The 14,571-nt window shown below is 74.6% G+C and carries 16 protein-coding genes; 5 read left to right on the forward strand and 11 right to left on the reverse strand.

Annotation, left to right across the window (positions count from 1 at the left end; translation table 11 throughout):
- Positions 1–52: 52 nt before the first annotated feature.
- Positions 53–1,513, forward strand: a complete 1,461-nt coding sequence (locus SGLAU_RS01345; protein ID WP_052413556.1) for a serine/threonine-protein kinase — start codon at positions 53–55, stop codon at positions 1,511–1,513.
- A 177-nt stretch (positions 1,514–1,690) separates the two neighbouring features.
- Here the strand turns inward: SGLAU_RS01345 and SGLAU_RS01350 are convergent, their stop codons facing one another.
- Complete coding sequence (locus SGLAU_RS01350) at positions 1,691–2,599, reverse strand: LysR family transcriptional regulator (protein ID WP_043497598.1); 909 nt, start codon at positions 2,597–2,599, stop codon at positions 1,691–1,693.
- A 128-nt stretch (positions 2,600–2,727) separates the two neighbouring features.
- Here SGLAU_RS01350 and SGLAU_RS01355 point away from each other — a divergent pair, with 128 nt between their 5' ends.
- On the forward strand, positions 2,728–3,075 hold the full coding sequence (locus tag SGLAU_RS01355; RefSeq protein WP_043497599.1) for a DoxX family protein: 348 nt from the start codon (positions 2,728–2,730) through the stop codon (positions 3,073–3,075).
- A 165-nt stretch (positions 3,076–3,240) separates the two neighbouring features.
- On the opposite strand, the gene SGLAU_RS01360 is transcribed toward SGLAU_RS01355, so the two are convergent.
- Together SGLAU_RS01360 and SGLAU_RS01365 are read right to left on the reverse strand one after the other, a co-directional pair.
- Entirely contained in the window at positions 3,241–3,720 is a 480-nt protein-coding gene (locus SGLAU_RS01360; RefSeq protein ID WP_244315155.1) for a hypothetical protein, read from the reverse strand.
- A 73-nt stretch (positions 3,721–3,793) separates the two neighbouring features.
- The gene (locus SGLAU_RS01365; protein WP_052413558.1) at positions 3,794–5,194 is read right to left on the reverse strand and encodes an MFS transporter; all 1,401 of its coding nucleotides are present in this window, start codon (positions 5,192–5,194) and stop codon (positions 3,794–3,796) included.
- A gap of 97 nt (positions 5,195–5,291) precedes the next feature.
- On the opposite strand from SGLAU_RS01365, the gene SGLAU_RS01370 reads away from it, so the two are divergent.
- A complete protein-coding gene (locus SGLAU_RS01370) occupies positions 5,292–5,906 on the forward strand; it encodes a helix-turn-helix transcriptional regulator (RefSeq protein WP_052413559.1) in 615 nt (204 codons plus the stop codon).
- 21 nt (positions 5,907–5,927) lie between these two features.
- Here SGLAU_RS01370 and ppk2 read toward each other — a convergent pair whose 3' ends face one another.
- Both ppk2 and SGLAU_RS01380 read right to left on the reverse strand, forming a co-directional pair.
- Positions 5,928–6,968, reverse strand: a complete 1,041-nt coding sequence (gene ppk2, locus SGLAU_RS01375; protein ID WP_078957542.1) for a polyphosphate kinase 2 — start codon at positions 6,966–6,968, stop codon at positions 5,928–5,930.
- A gap of 56 nt (positions 6,969–7,024) precedes the next feature.
- Positions 7,025–7,267: a DUF6411 family protein gene (locus SGLAU_RS01380; RefSeq protein WP_043497600.1), complete on the reverse strand. Its 243-nt coding sequence runs from the start codon at positions 7,265–7,267 to the stop codon at positions 7,025–7,027.
- Positions 7,268–7,418: 151 nt separating this feature from the next.
- Here SGLAU_RS01380 and SGLAU_RS01385 point away from each other — a divergent pair, with 151 nt between their 5' ends.
- Positions 7,419–8,291 (forward strand): endonuclease/exonuclease/phosphatase family protein, encoded by an 873-nt coding sequence (locus SGLAU_RS01385; protein ID WP_043497601.1) that lies wholly within the window; start codon positions 7,419–7,421, stop codon positions 8,289–8,291.
- 107 nt (positions 8,292–8,398) lie between these two features.
- A complete protein-coding gene (locus tag SGLAU_RS01390; protein WP_043497603.1) occupies positions 8,399–8,680 on the forward strand; it encodes a GlsB/YeaQ/YmgE family stress response membrane protein in 282 nt (93 codons plus the stop codon).
- A gap of 103 nt (positions 8,681–8,783) precedes the next feature.
- Here SGLAU_RS01390 and SGLAU_RS01395 read toward each other — a convergent pair whose 3' ends face one another.
- The 6 genes from SGLAU_RS01395 to SGLAU_RS01420 form a co-directional block, all read right to left on the reverse strand.
- A complete protein-coding gene (locus tag SGLAU_RS01395) occupies positions 8,784–9,491 on the reverse strand; it encodes a GntR family transcriptional regulator (protein WP_043497605.1) in 708 nt (235 codons plus the stop codon).
- 80 nt (positions 9,492–9,571) lie between these two features.
- Complete coding sequence (locus SGLAU_RS01400; protein ID WP_043497607.1) at positions 9,572–10,573, reverse strand: proline racemase family protein; 1,002 nt, start codon at positions 10,571–10,573, stop codon at positions 9,572–9,574.
- Between the two features lie 17 nt (positions 10,574–10,590).
- Positions 10,591–11,496 carry a dihydrodipicolinate synthase family protein gene (locus tag SGLAU_RS01405; protein WP_043497610.1) on the reverse strand — a complete coding sequence of 302 codons (906 nt, stop codon included), beginning with the start codon at positions 11,494–11,496 and terminating at the stop codon, positions 10,591–10,593.
- Positions 11,493–13,043 (reverse strand): NAD(P)/FAD-dependent oxidoreductase, encoded by a 1,551-nt coding sequence (locus tag SGLAU_RS01410; protein WP_078957543.1) that lies wholly within the window; start codon positions 13,041–13,043, stop codon positions 11,493–11,495. The genes SGLAU_RS01405 and SGLAU_RS01410 overlap by 4 nt, the downstream gene beginning before the upstream one ends.
- Positions 13,027–13,347, reverse strand: a complete 321-nt coding sequence (locus SGLAU_RS01415) for a (2Fe-2S)-binding protein (RefSeq protein WP_043497612.1) — start codon at positions 13,345–13,347, stop codon at positions 13,027–13,029. Before SGLAU_RS01415 ends, SGLAU_RS01410 begins: the two co-directional genes overlap by 17 nt.
- Positions 13,344–14,546: an NAD(P)/FAD-dependent oxidoreductase gene (locus tag SGLAU_RS01420; protein ID WP_043497614.1), complete on the reverse strand. Its 1,203-nt coding sequence runs from the start codon at positions 14,544–14,546 to the stop codon at positions 13,344–13,346. Before SGLAU_RS01420 ends, SGLAU_RS01415 begins: the two co-directional genes overlap by 4 nt.
- Positions 14,547–14,571: the final 25 nt, after the last annotated feature.

Here is a 14,571-nt window from a genome sequence, read left to right on the forward strand (position 1 = left end):
GGTTCGGTGGGCGCACCAGTGGCCAGCACCTCTTGACGCAGTGGGAGATGACATGAGGCTCCGCCAGTCGGCTTCGGCCCTGTCCCGGTGTTCCGCGGACGTGCTGGGCGGGCGGTACCGCCTGGACGAGGTCATCGGGTCGGGCGGGGCCGGGGACGTCCACCGCGGTTTCGATCTGCGCCTCGAACGCCCGGTGGCCGTCAAGGTGTTCCGCCCCGGCACGGGTGCCGGCGACGAGGAGCGCTTCCACAACGAGGCCGTGATCCTGGCCCGGTTGCAGCACCCGGGGCTGGTCACCGTCTACGACGCCGGACGGCACAACGGCCGCGCCCACCTGGTGATGGAGCTGATCGAAGGCCCGACGCTGAAGGCCCGGATCAGCGCGGGCCCCTTGGCTCCCGGCGAGACGGCCGCCCTCGGCGCCGGCCTCGCCGGGGCCCTGGCGCACGCGCACGAGGCGGGGATCGTCCACCGCGACGTGAAGCCCTCGAACATCATCCTGGACGCCACCGGCCGCCCCCATCTGACCGACTTCGGCATCTCCCGGCTGCTCGACGCCACCACCCAGACCGCTGCCGGCACGCTGGTCGGCACGGCCGCCTACCTGTCCCCCGAGCAGGTGCTCGGCCGCACCGTGGGCCCGCCCGCCGACGTGTACGCCCTCGGTCTGGTGCTCCTCGAATGCCTCACCGGAAGGCTCGAGTACGACGGTGCTCCCCTGGAGGCCGCGATCGCGCGGCTGCACCGGCGTCCCCGGCTGCCCGACGCGCTGCCGGAAGAACTGGCGGCCCTGCTGCGGGACATGACCGCCCTGGAGGCGCGGGACCGTCCCACGGCCGTCGACTGCGCCCGCGCGCTGACCGCCCTGGCCGACACGGCCGGTCCGGTCCGCGTCCCCTGCCCGGCCGACGTCACGAGCCTGGTGCCGGGGCAGGTTCCGGCGCGGGCCGAGGTCACGCACCGGCGTCCGGCGCACACCGCGGGCGCCGCCGCGCCGAGGATGCCGGCCCCCCGCCGGCGCCTGCTGGCCGCGGGTGGAGCCGCCGCGCTGGCCGCCGCCATGGCCGCGACGCTCGCCGTCTCCGACGGATTCCCACAGCAGGGCGGCGGCGACACCACGACACGGGCCGCTGCCGGCAGCCCTTCCGCGGAGTCCGGGTCGCCGGGCACGAGCCGCCCCGGGAACGCGGGGCGAAGCGCCCCCGCGACACCGTCCCCCCGTGACGTGTCCACCCGTGACGCTTCCACGGGACAGCCCCAGGACCGGCGCCCCGGTGTCACCTCCGCCGCTCCGAGTGCGGGGCAGGTCACCGGAGCGGGCAGGCACGCCGCCACGGCGCCGGCGCACTCCCCCGCGGCCGGCGCGGAGCGCGGCCGGTCCGCGGCCGCGGAGGCGTCCGGGAGGCGAGGGCCCGCCAAGGCCGCGGCGCAGGCCGCCGGTGAACGTCCCGAGAAGTCCCGCAAGGCGGGGAAGCCCCATCCGGGCAAGGGCCCCCAGCGGAAGGCGCAGTAGCGCTTCCGGGGTGAGGCCCGTCCTGTGGATCACCCGGCCACTGGGCCGCGACGAGGGGACGCAGCGGCCGGCGTGCGGTTCCGTGGCGACGGCCGGCCCGCCGCCGCGCTCGGGCCGGTCCCACCGCCGGCCCGCCCGCGGGCGCACAGAACCGGCACTCCGGTATCCGCCGGGTGATCAGGTGACGGTGCCTCCCGGCCACGCCGCTTCGAGGCAGCAGTGGACGAAGTCCCGCACCACGGGATCGCTGTCGTCGGCCGAGGCCCAGGCGACCCCGGTGCGACTGGGGCCGACACCGCTGACCGGACGGTACGTGATGCCGGGGCGCGCGTAGAAGCGGGCGGCGGACTCGGGGGCCAGGGCGATGCCGTAGCCGTTGGCGATGGCGCTGAGCCAGTCGTCCGGCTTGTCGGTGACGGCGCCGATCCTGACCGGGCGGCCATCGCGTTCGTCGGTGGCCAGCCAGCGGTCCCGCCACCAGCCGGTCTCGGGCGGCGCGGCCACGAACGGCTCGTCCCACAGCTCCCGGAAGGGGATCACCGTGCGCTCGGCCAACGGGTGCCCGTCGGGGAGCGCGACCCAGCGGGGCTCGGTGAACAGCACGGCCGTCCGCAGCTCGTCCTGACCGGGGAAGGGCAGTTGCAGCAGGGCCACGTCGACGTCCCCGGCGGCCAGCCCGGCGCTCGGCTCGGACCAGGGTGACTGCCGCATCTCCACCCGCCAGCCCGGGCGGCGCCGGGTGAACTCGGCGATGATGCGCGGGGTGGCCTCGTTGGCGGCACTGCCCAGGAAGCCGACCCGCAGCACCCGCGCCGCCCGGGACGCGGCTCCCTTGGTCTCCCGCAGGACCTGGTCCCAGTCCGCGAGCAGGGCGGGCACCCGCTCGGCCAGGATCCGGCCGGGTTCTGTGACGGTCATGCCGGTGCGGGACCGGGTGAACAGCCGCACCCCGAGCTGGGTCTCCAGTTGCCTGATCTGTCTGGTGAGCGCCGGCTGGGACACGAACAGCCGTTCCGCGGCGCGGGTGAGGGTCCCTTCCTCCGCCACCGCCACGAAGTAGCGCAGCAGCCGTGTCTCCACATCCATGCCTCCAGGTTATGGACGCGGGTATTGGACGCCACCCGGGGAGTCCCGCGAGGCTTGACGACGAGGTGAGCGCGCCCGGCTCGGCGCACTCACGATGCGCTCGCCCGCACGTCCGGAGGACGGGACACATGCCCACCGCCTACGAAGTCGTCACCGTCATCGCCGTCCTGGCCAACGCCGCGATCGCCGCCGCGGACTTCTCCAGGGCCGGGTTCGTGCTCGCCAACTCGGCGGAGGTACGTGTGCCGCCGGCGTGGCTCCCCCGGCTCGCCGCGCTCAAGGCGGCCGGGGCCGCGGGCCTCCTCCTCGGACTCCTGGGCGTCCCGGCCGTCGGCGTGGCCGCGGCGACCGGACTCGTCCTGTTCTACGTCGGTGCCGTCGCCGCCCACGTCCGTGCCCGGGTCTTCCACAACATCGCTTTCCCCGGTGCCTACTTGACCCTGGCCGCCGTCTCCCTCGCCCTCGCCGTGCTGTGACGGAGGCGAACCGCGGCGGCCTCCACCGCAACGCCCCGCCGGGCCCGTGGGCCGTCCTGCGCGCGGGCGTACCGCGTCGGGAGCCCGGCGCTCCGGCGCGGCACCACCCGGCCCGGCCTCCGGGTGCCGGCCGCGTCGTGGCGGGCCGTCGTCCCGTCCCGCGGTTCATGGGGACGACCCCGCCGCGCGCCGTCGGCCGGGCCACATGTCGTCGTACGCGGCGTCCATGAACTGTGCCTGCGGCGCGCGCAGCGCGGACGTGTCGGCCCTCTCGCCGCGGGCCGCTTCGGCGAGGTGGAGGGCATAGCGATAGGCGGCACCCCGCAGCGGTTCGCTTCCGGCGGCGAGGTCGATCTCCGCCTGCGCGAGCCACAGGTCGTCGACGAGCCGGTCGAGCTCGTCACCCGCCAGGACACGGCCGCCGTCCGAGCGTGCGAGCGCCGCCTTCTCCACGCGTGAGGCGATGCCCAGGAACTTCAGCACCGCGTCCTTGAGCTCCGCGCGGTGCGCGGCCGTCTCCTGCGCCTCGAGCTGCCGCGCGCCGACCCGCGACACGAGGTACTGGCCGAACAGCGACCCGCCCGCACCGAGTGCCACGCCCGCCAGGGACAACAGCGCCGGCCCCAAGGTTCCCCAAGATCCCATGGCTGGATTCTCTCAACACCCGCCGGCGACGCCGGTGTCCGTCACGGAGCGCGGGCCGGGCCGGGGCGCCGGCTCACGCCTTGACCGTCGGTGCCGGCTGGGCCGCGCGGGCCACACCGAGCAGGAACAGGCCGCAGGCCGTCACGATCAGCCAGCCCGCGTGCGACGCGTGGGCGAGGCCGGCGGGGCCGGCGTCCGCGACCAGGGCCCCGGCGACGGCGATGCCCACCGCCGAGCCGACCTGGCGTGCCGTCGAGGTGATCGCTCCGGCCACCCCGGCGCGGGACGGCGGCAGGCCGCCGACCGCGGTGTTGGTGAGGGGGGCGTTGGCGAAGCCGAAGCCGATGCCGATGAGCAGGTGGGCGAGCAGGAGCAGCGACGGGCTCGTGTCCTGGCGGAGATCGACCAGGGTCAGGCCGCCGGCCGCGAGGAAACCGCCGGCGAGGAGGAGGGGACGGCGCGGCCCCAGACGTCCCACGAGGGCGCCGGACCAGGGCGCGCACACGGTGGCACCGAGGGCCATGGGCAGGGTCGCCGTGCCCGCGGCGAGCGGAGTCCAGCCGCGGCCGTGCTGGAGGTGGAGCGTGGTGAGCAGCAGGCTCATGCTGAGCGCGACGAACACCGCGGCCGCGCCGAGCACCGCCGTGGTGAAGGCAGGCCGCCGAAAGAGCGTCAGGTCCATCAGCGGCTCGCGGCGACGGAGTTCGACCCGGGCGAACGCGGCGACCGAGGCCGCTGTGAGGGCGTAGCCGGCCAGTGCGGTGGGCGAGGTCCAGCCGACGCGCGGTCCTTCGATGAGGACGCCGACGAAGAGGAACACGGCCGCGGTGAGGAGCGCCTGCCCGGGCAGGTCGAGCCGCCGGGTGCGCGACCCGCGCGACTCCGGGACGAAGACGGCGACGAGGACGAGCGCGGCGACGACGACCGGGGCGTTGATCCAGAACACCGACCGCCAGCCGAACGCCGCGATCAGGGCTCCGCCGGCGACCGGGCCCGCGGCCATGCTGAGCCCGAAGACCGATGCCCAGACACCGATCGCCCGGGCCCGTTCCCGCGGATCGGGCATCGCGTTCACCACGATGGCCAGCGCGACGGGGCTCAGCATGGAGGCGCCGATCCCCTGGACGGCCCGGGCGGCGACGAGCACGCCGAGGGAGGGGGCCAGCGCGCAGGCCAGGGAGGCCACGCCGAAGACGGCCAGCCCGAGCCGGAAGATCCTGCGCCGGCCGAAGCGGTCGGCGAGCGCGCCGGACACGACGAGGAGGCTGGCCAGGACGACGGTGTAGGCGTCGACGACCCATTCGAGACCGTGGGTGGTCGCTCCCAGGCCCCGTCCGATCTCCGGGAGGCCCACGTTGACGATGGTGGTGTCGACGCCCACCAGGAACATGCTCAGCGCGCAGACGGCCAGCACCGTCCAGCGCCGGCGCGTGCCCGGAGCGGACGGTGGGGCGGTCGGGGTCGTGGTGGTCACGGTGTCCTCCTCGGTGGGCGGGTCTGCTGCCCGCTCATGCTCGGACCGAGGAGGAGCGGCGGCCCACGGTTTTTGCGGAGGCTGCAAAAATGGCCGCATGGAAGCGGATGCGGAGCCGGAGCTCACGGAGATCCTCGACGGCATCGGGCCCCGGTTGCGCGCGCTGCGCCGCGACCGCCGGCTCACCCTGGAGGCCCTGGCGCAGACCACCGGAATCTCGGTGAGCACGCTGTCGCGGCTGGAGTCGGGGCTGCGGCGCCCGACCCTCGACCTGCTGATCCCCCTGGCGCGGGCGCACCGCGTCGCCCTGGACCGGATCGTGGCCGCCCCGGCCACCGGTGATCCCCGCGTGCACCTCGAGCCCCGCGGCCGGGGACACGGGAACGTGCTCGTGCCGCTCACGCAGTATCCGGGCCGGGTGCAGGTCTTCAAGCAGGTCCTCGCGCAGCGGGAGCCGAAACTCGTCACCCACGCCGGGTACGAGTGGCTGTACGTGCTGGCCGGGGAGCTGCGTCTCGTCCTGGGCGGGCGTGACGTCACCCTCCGGCCGGGCGAGGTGGCCGAGTTCGACACCCATGAACCGCACTGGTTCGGCCCGGCCGGCGAGGACGCCGTGGAGATCCTCCATCTGTTCGGACCGCACGGCGACCAGGCCGTGGTCAGGGCGCGGTCACCGCGGGATTCCGGTACCGGTGGCGGCGCCGGCGCGTAGGGTGCCCGCCCCGCTCCTCGCTCACTCCACCGGGGGGTGCTTCCCCGGGCCGTCACCGGGTCCGGCGAGCGGGGTCGGCGAGAGGTCCGCGGGTTCCTCGCCGGCCTCCAGCAGGGTGTCGGCCGCGCCCACGATCAGCGGGTCCGGCTTCCCGACGACCGCGTCGTCCTTGGCCGGGTAGTCGCAGCGGTCGAGGAAGCTGCGCATGGCTTCCAGCCGCCCCCTGCGCTTGTCGTTGTTCTTCACCACCGTCCACGGCGCGTGCACGGTGTCGGTGGCGCGGAACATGTCGACCTTGGCCTTGGTGTAGTCGTCCCACCGGTCGAGGGAGGCCAGGTCCGTGGGCGACAGCTTCCAGCGGCGTACGGGATCGACCTGGCGTATGGCGAACCGGGTCCGCTGCTCGGCCTGCGACACGGAGAACCAGAACTTCATCAGCAGGATGCCGTCGTCGGTGAGCAGCCGCTCGAACAGCGGCGCCTGCTCCAGGAAGGTGCGGTACTCCTCGTCGCTGCAGAAGCCCATCACCCGCTCCACGCCCGCGCGGTTGTACCAGGAGCGGTCGAAGAAGACGATCTCACCACGCGCGGGCAGGTGCGACACGTAGCGCTGGAAGTACCACTGGCCCGCCTCGCGTTCCGTCGGCTTCTCCAGGGCCACGACGCGGGCGCCGCGCGGGTTGAGCCGCTCGGTGAAGCGCTGGATGGTGCCGCCCTTGCCGGCCGCGTCGCGCCCTTCGCAGACCACGACGATGCGCTGGCCGGTGTCCTTGACCCAGCGCTGCAGCTTGAGCAGCTCGATCTGCAGGAGCCGCTTGGTCCGCTCGTACTCGCCCCGGCTCATCTTCCGGTCGTACGGGTAGTTCTCGCGCCAGGTGTCGATGGGGCTGCCGTCGGCGTCCAGGAGCAGCGGCTTCTCCGGGCGGCGCTCGTCGACACGCAGGCCGGCCAGCAGGACGTCGTCGCCGGGGCCGTCGGTGTTCCGGTCCTCTTCCGTGAGCCGGGGCGCGGGCCGTGGCACGCCGGCTGCCGCGTCGTCGCGTTCGTCGCGTTCATGGGACATGGTGATCCTCCCGGTGCGCTGTCTTGCGGCGGGGCCGTACTGGAGGCCGGGCCGTACTAGAACGGCAGGCGGCCACGGGCGCGACGCCCGGCGGAACCGCTGCGGCCGACCGCGCGGGAGCTGGAGCGGAACGGCTTGCTGAACAGCCGTCCCAGGACACCCGGTGCCTTGGAGCCGGCTCGGGAGCCGAGGCCGAGGGTGCGCTGGGCGCCGTTCTGCGGGTGCCTGGACAGCCGCGGAAGCAGGAACGCCAGCACGGCAAGGACGACACACAGGCCGATCACAGCGGCGATCATCATCGTGGACTCCCGAAGGGCGAGGTTGCGGGGTTGTGGTTGCGTTCAACCGACTGCCCCTCCGGCTCTTGAACACGCCCGCCTTTTGCGGCCGGTCGGCAAGTGTGTGCCCGCCGGCCCGCCCGTCCCATAACCTCGTGCCCGGAGACATCAGATGCCCTGGGCATCCACAGTGAGGGAGGCGCTCGTGCTCGGAAGGGGCACGCGGCTGCTCGCGGCGGCCGCCGCCGTCGTGGCCTGCGTCGTGCTCATCGGCCCGAACGGTTCGGGCGATGACCACTTCACCAGGCCACTGCCCGCGGACGCCGTCGAGGACGTGGTGCCGAACCGGGTCATGACGTGGAACATCTGCAACCCCTGCGAGGAGAGCAACGTCGACCGGGCAGCGGAGATCGCCGCGTACGCGCCGCAGGTCATCGGTCTGCAGGAGGCGTGCGTGCGCGACGTCGAGAACATCCGGGACCATCTGGAGCTGCTGTACGGACTGGACTACCACGTCCGGTACGGGTCGGTGCTCAGGAACTGGGGCCGCTGCGGCGGGACGCCGTGGAGTCCTGGCGCCTACGGTCAGGCGGTCCTCTCGGCGGCGCCCATGACCGACCGGGTGGTCGTGGAGTACCCCGACGGGGGGTCCGAGGACCGCGGGTACATGGCGGTCACCACGCTGGTGGGCGGCCGGCCGGTCCGGGTGTTCAACACACACCTCGCCGAGCGGCGTCAGGAGTCCGTCCGGGCGGGCCAGGTCCGTGTCCTCGCCGCGGAGATCGCCCGGTACGACCGCGCCGTCGTCCTCGGGGACTTCAACGCGGTGCCGGACGCGCCCGAACTCTCGCGCATATGGGCCTGGGCGACGGACACGGACCCGGCGTGCCGTCCCGCACGCCTCGGCACCTGCACCACGACGACCGACTGGCACAGCAAGTTCGACTACATCTTCCTCCGGGGCATCACCCCGCTGAGGCACCGCGTGAGCCCTTCGCCGCACTCGGACCACCACCTGGTCCAGGCCGATCTGGCGCCGCTCTGAGCAGTTGTTCGCAGACGAAGTGGGAAGAGGACGTTTGCGGGCGCCGGAACGGTGCACACGATGAGCTAACAAAACCTTTATACGTCGACGAGACGGAGGACCTCACCATGGGCATCATCGCGTGGATCATCATCGGCCTGCTCGCCGGAATGATCGCCAAGGCCATCATGCCGGGCAAGGACCCGGGCGGCATCATCATCACCATGCTCATCGGTATCGCGGGCGGTCTCCTCGGCGGCTGGCTCGGTAAGGTGATCTTCGGCGTGGATTCGGTCGACGGCTTCTTCGAGCTCTCCACCTGGGTGGCCGCCATCGTCGGCTCCGTGATCCTTCTCGCCCTCTACCGCCTCGTCACCGGCAACCGCGGCCACACCCACCGCCACGCCTGATCTGCTGACGCACGACACATCGGATAACGCTGAACGGCTCCGTCCCGCGAGGGAGGGAGCCGTTCAGCGTGTGCGCGGCGTACGGGCCGCCGGGGGCACGGGATCACGCCCCCTGCGCCGCCCCCTGCGCCGCCCCCTGCGCCGCCCCTTGCGTCGCCCACAGCGACCGCACATGGCCCAGATGCCGGCTCATCAGGTCCTGCGCGGCCTGTGCGTCCCCCGCGAGCATCAGATCGAGCAGTTCCAGGTGCTCCTCGGCGGAGGGCAGCAGCATGCCGCGCGCGTCCAGCGCCGTCAGCCCGTACAGCCGGGACCGCTTGCGCAGGTCGCCGACCGTCTCGACCAGGCGGTCGTTGCCGTGCAGGCCGAGCAGGGCGAGGTGGAAGCGGCGGTCGGCGTCCAGGTAGCCGAGCAGGTCGTGGTCGCGGGCGCTCGCCACGATCTCCTCGGCCACCGGCCGCAGGGCCTCCAGCTGCTCCCGGCTCGCCGACCGCGTCACCGCACCCACCGTCGGCACCTCGATCAGCGCCCGCAGCTCGCTGTACTGGTCGAGGTCGCGCTCGCTGATCTCGGTCACCCGGAACCCCTTGTTCCGTACGGGTTCGACCAGTCCTTCCCGGACCAGGTCGAGCATCGCCTCGCGCACCGGGGTCGCGGAGATCCCGAAGTCGGAGGCGAGTGCCGGGGCCGAGTAGACCCGCCCCGGCTGCAGCTCGCCGGAGATCAGGGCGGCGCGCAGCGCGTGGGCCACCTGGTCGCGCAGCCGTTGCTGCGCGGTGATGAGGTTGGCTTGCTTCAGGTGGCCACCCATGGTCTGCCTCCGGGGCTGGGGTCTGCGACCGGCGCTGTGATCGGCAGCGGTCGCACGGTTGCTTCTGCTTGTCGGGCACCTCAGAGTAGGAAACCCGCCGGGAAGGGGTCGTCCGGGTCCAGGAAGTACTGGGCCGTGCCCGTGATCCACGCCCGCCCGGTGACCGTGGGCACCACGGCGGGCCGGCCGCCTACGGTGGTCTCGCCGACGAGGCGGCCCACGAACCGCGTGCCGATGAACGACTCGTTCACGAAGTCGGCGCCCAGCGCGAGTTCGCCGCGCGCGTGCAGCTGGGCCATGCGCGCCGAGGTGCCGGTGCCGCAGGGCGAACGGTCGAACCAGCCGGGGTGGATGGCCATCGCGTGCCGCGAGTGCTCGGCGTCGGAACCGGGCGCGGTCAGGTACACGTGCTTGAGCCCGGCGATCCCGGGCTGCTCCGGGTGCACCGGCCGGTCGGTGGTGTTCACCGCGTCCATGACCGCGAGGCCCGCGGCGAGCAGTTCCGCCTTGCGGTCCCGGTCGAAGGGCAGCCCCAGCGCGTCGAGTTCGACGAAGGCGTAGAAGTTCCCGCCGTAGGCCAGGTCGTAGCCGACGGTCCCGAACCCGGGCACCCGCACGGTGCGGTCCAGGGCGACGGCGAACGCGGGCACGTTGGTGAGCGTGACCTCCCCGGCGACGCCGTCCGTCACCCGGACGTCGGCCGTGACCAGGCCCGCCGGGGTGTCCAGGCGGACCGTGGTCACCGGTTCCGTGACCGGTACCAGTCCCGTCTCGACGAGTACGGTGGCGACACCGATCGTGCCGTGCCCGCACATCGGCAGGGCACCGGACACCTCGATGAACAGCACGCCGTGGTCGGCGTCCGGCCGGGTGGGCGGCTGAAGGATCGCGCCGCTCATCGCGGAGTGGCCGCGCGGTTCGTACATCAGCAGGGTGCGGACGTGGTCGAGGTGGTCGACGAGGTGGCGGCGGCGCTCGGCCATGGTGGAGCCGGGCAGCACGCCGATGCCGCCGGTGACGACCCGGGTGGGCATGCCCTCGGTGTGCGAGTCGACGGCGTGGTAGACGTGTCGGGTGCGCAACGCGGGACCTCCGTCGGTCAGTCGAGGCCCTCGGCGAGGGCCTTCTCGGTGGCGGCGCGGACGGCGGCGGTCCCTTCCGCGCTGAGCGGGGAGCGCGGCGGCCGGGTGGGGCCGCCGGGGCGGCCGGCGATCTCCATGGCCGCCTTGACCGCCTGCACGAACTCGGGTTTCGAGTCCCAGCGCAGCAGCGGGTGCAGGGCGCGGTAGAGCGGGAGGGCGAGGTCGAGGTCGCGTTCCACGGCGGCGCGGTAGAGGGTGAGGCAGGCGCCGGGCAGGGCGTTGGGGAAGCCGGCGATCCAGCCGGCCGCGCCGGCCAGGGCGAGTTCGAGCAGGACGTCGTCGGCGCCGACCAGCAGGTCGAGGCGGGGGGCGAGTTCGGCGATCTCGTAGGCGCGGCGGACGTCGCCGCTGAACTCCTTGACGGCGACGATGTGCCCGTCGGCGTGGAGGCGGGCGAGCAGGCCGGGGGTGAGGTCGACCTTGGTGTCGTACGGGTTGTTGTAGGCGACGACCGGCAGTCCGGCGCGCGCGGCCTCGGCGTAGTGGGCGTGGACCGCGGCGTGGTCGGCGCGGTAGGCGTTGGGCGGCAGCAGCAGCACCGAGCCGCATCCGGCCTCGGCGGCCTGCTCGGCCCAGCGGCGGGCGCCGGTGCTGCCGTACGCGGACACGCCGGGCATCACGCGGGCGCCGTCCCCCGCCGCCTCGACGGCGACTCGGACCACGCGGGCGCGTTCGTCGTCGGTGAGGGTCTGGTACTCGCCGAGGGAGCCGTTGGGCACGACGCCGTCGCAGCCGGCGGCGATCAGCGCGGCGACGTGCTCGGCGTAGGCGTCGTAGTCGACGGAGAGGTCGGCGCGCAGCGGGAGGGCGGTGGCGACCATGACGCCGTGCCAGGGCCGGGTGCGGGTGTCTGCGACGGTCATGTCCAGGGCTCCTCTGGGGGTGCGGTGGGCGGGGCGGCGGTGTCGGCGGGCCCCGCCGGGGCGGTGGCGCCGGCCGGTGTGACGGCGGGGGTCCCGGACGGGGCGGCCGTGGCCGCGGGTGGGCCGGTGGCGGCAGGCGGCCCGGGCGGGGCGGCGGTGCCTTCCTCCGGCAGTCGGGCCAGGTGGCGCAGGGGTACCGGGCAGGACAGCGGACGCCGGTCCGGGACCGGTGGGGTGCCGGTCAGCAGGGCGACGGCGGGGCCGCACATCCGCCCCTGGCACCAGCCCATCCCGGCCCGCGTGAGCAGCTTGACGCTGCGCGCGTCGACGGCGCCGTACTCGGTGACGGCCGTACGGATCCGCCCGGCGGTGACCTCCTCGCAGCGGCACACCTCGGTGGTGTCCTCGAGCGGACCCGCCCATCCGGGGCCGGGCCGGTGGGCGGCCGCCATCACGTCGGCGAAGGCGCGCAGCCGGGCCCGGCGCCGGGTGAGGGCGGCGGTGCGGCGGGCCTCGCGCGGGATGCCGCGCAGGGCGTGGGCGATGGCGTCGGCGGCGAGTTCGCCCTCGACGACGGCGAGGTCGGCGCCGCCCGTCCCGCAGGACTCCCCCGCGGCCCAGACACCGGGCACGGAGGTGGCCTGGCCGGTGTCCACGGTGAGGGCCGGGGTGCCGTCGGGGGTGCGGCGGGTGGCGCAGCCGAGTCCGGTGGCGAGGTCGAGCTGCGGGAGGAGTCCGTGGCCGACGGCGAGCGCGTCGCAGGGAATGCGGCGTCCGGTGCCGGGCAGGGGCCGCCAGTCGCGGTCGAGCCGGGTGACGGTGACGGCCGCCACGCGGTCCGTGCCGTGCGCGACGGTGACGGCCTGCCGGGTGAGCAGCCGGGTGCCGTGCCGCAGCAGGCCGCCGCCGTGGCGGACGCCTTCGACGAGTTTGGCGGGGTTGCGCAGCAGGGCGAGCGGGGTGCGGGCGTACGCCGTGTAGCCGGCGGCCTCGACGACGGCCGGGACCCGGGCCCCGGCGGCCGCCAGCGACCCGGCGACGGCGAGCAGCAGGGGTCCGCTGCCGGCGACGACGATGCGGCGGCCGGGCAGGACGAGCCCGGACTTGAGCATGGCCTGGGCGCCGCCCGCGCCGACGACTCCGGGCAGGGTCCAGCCGGGGAAGGGGAGCTGGCGCTCGTAGGCGCCGGTGGCGAGGAGGACGGTACGGGCGTCGACGTGTGCGGCCGTCTCGTCCGGGCCGGCGACGGCGTGCAGCCGCCAGTGCGCCCCCGCGCGGACCACCGTCCACACGTGGTGGCGCGGCAGGTAGGCGATCCGGCCCGCGTCCAGCCGCCGCAGCCGCCCGGCGAAACCGCGCCAGCCGTGGTGCAGGGCCTGCGGCCGGGCGGCGCGCAGGCCGGGCGCGGGGTGCCGGTGGAACTGGCCGCCCGGCCGCTCCCCCGCGTCGAGCAGGGTGACGGTCAGGCCCAGTCCGGCGGCGCGCACGGCGGCGGCGAGCCCGGCGGGTCCGGCGCCGACGACGGCGAGGTCAACGGCCGCGGCCATGACCGGTGCCCTCCTGGGTGGTGACCGTGTCCCCGGGGCGCACGGCGACGAGACAGGCGCGCTGGTTGGGGCGGCCGTTGACGGTGGCGAGGCAGTCGTGGCAGACGCCGGTCCCGCAGAACACCCCGCGCGGTGCCGCGGAGCCGCGGGTGGTGCGCCAGGAGAGGATGCCGGCGGACCACAGCGCGGCGGCGAGGGACTGTCCGGGCAGGGCGGTGAGGGTGCGGCCGTCGAAGGTGAACGTGTACGGCGTTCCGGGCCGGGCCCGCACCAGTGCGAGCGGGGGGCGCGGCGTGCGCTTCATGACGGGGCTCCTGGGGTGGCGGGCGTGCCGTCCGGCGGGGGGAAGCGGCCGGGGCGGAACGGCCCGGTGGACAGGGGTGGTTCGGCGCCGGTCAGCGCGGCGGTGACGAGGAGGCCGGTGGCCGGGGCGAGGCCGATCCCGGCGCCCTCGTGGCCGCAGGCGTGGTGGAGACCGGGGACGCGGGCGTCGGGACCGATGGCGGGGAGGTGGTCGGGCAGGTAGGGGCGGAACCCGCAGTACGCCCGGATCGCGTGGGCGTCGGCCAGGACGGGGAAGAGAGCGCCGGCCTGGCTCGCCAGGCGGCGCAGGGCCTCGGTGGACAGGGTGCGGTCGAAGCCGACCCGTTCCCGGGTGGCTCCGATGAGGACCGTCCCGGCCGGAGTGCCCTCGACGACGGCGGAGGACCGCAGGCCGGCCGAGCCGCTGGCGACGTCGGTGACGTAGTCGGCGGCGTACACCTTGTGGCGGATCAGTCCGGGCGGCAGCGGTTCGGTGACCAGGACGAAACCGCGGCGTGGCAGGACGGGCAGGTGGCTGCCGGCGAGTGCGGCGACGTGCCCGCCCCAGGTGCCGGCGGCGTTGACGACGGCGGGGGCGTGGATCTCGCCCCGCGGGGTGCGGATGCCGCGCACCGCGCCGGTCGTGCCGGTGAGGATCGCGGTGACCTCCTCCCCCAGCCGGATCCGGGCTCCCCGGCGCCGGGCGGCGCGCAGCAGGGCGGCGGCGGCTCTGGCGGGCTGCACCTGGGCGTCCTGCGGGTAGTGGTGGCCCCCGGCCAGGCCGGGGGCCAGCCGCGGTTCCAGGGCGGGCAGTTCGTCGGGCGGCACCTCGTGCGCCGTGACGCCGGCCGCGCGTTGCCGGGCCGCGAAGGCGCGCAGCGCGGTGCGGGCGGTCTCATCGGATGCGACGACGAGACCGCCCTTGAGCTCGTGTTCGACGGCGTCCTCGGGTGGGAGGCCGGCCGCGAGTTCTCGCCACAACCGGGTGGACAGCAGGGCGAGTTCAAGTTCGGGCCCCGGCTCCTTGTCGGAGACGAGGAGGTTGCCCTCTCCGGCTCCGGTGGTGCCGCCGGCGACGGGGCCGCGGTCGACGACCGTGACGGAGAGGCCGGCGTGGGTGGCGTAGTAGGCGCATGCCGCCCCGACCACTCCGGCGCCGACGATCACGACGTCCGCGGGTGCGCGCTCTTCTGTGGGCACGTCAGTAATATTTCACATTGCACTG

The sequence above is a fragment of the Streptomyces glaucescens genome, from assembly GCF_000761215.1.
GTDB classification, from domain to species: domain Bacteria; phylum Actinomycetota; class Actinomycetes; order Streptomycetales; family Streptomycetaceae; genus Streptomyces; species Streptomyces glaucescens_B.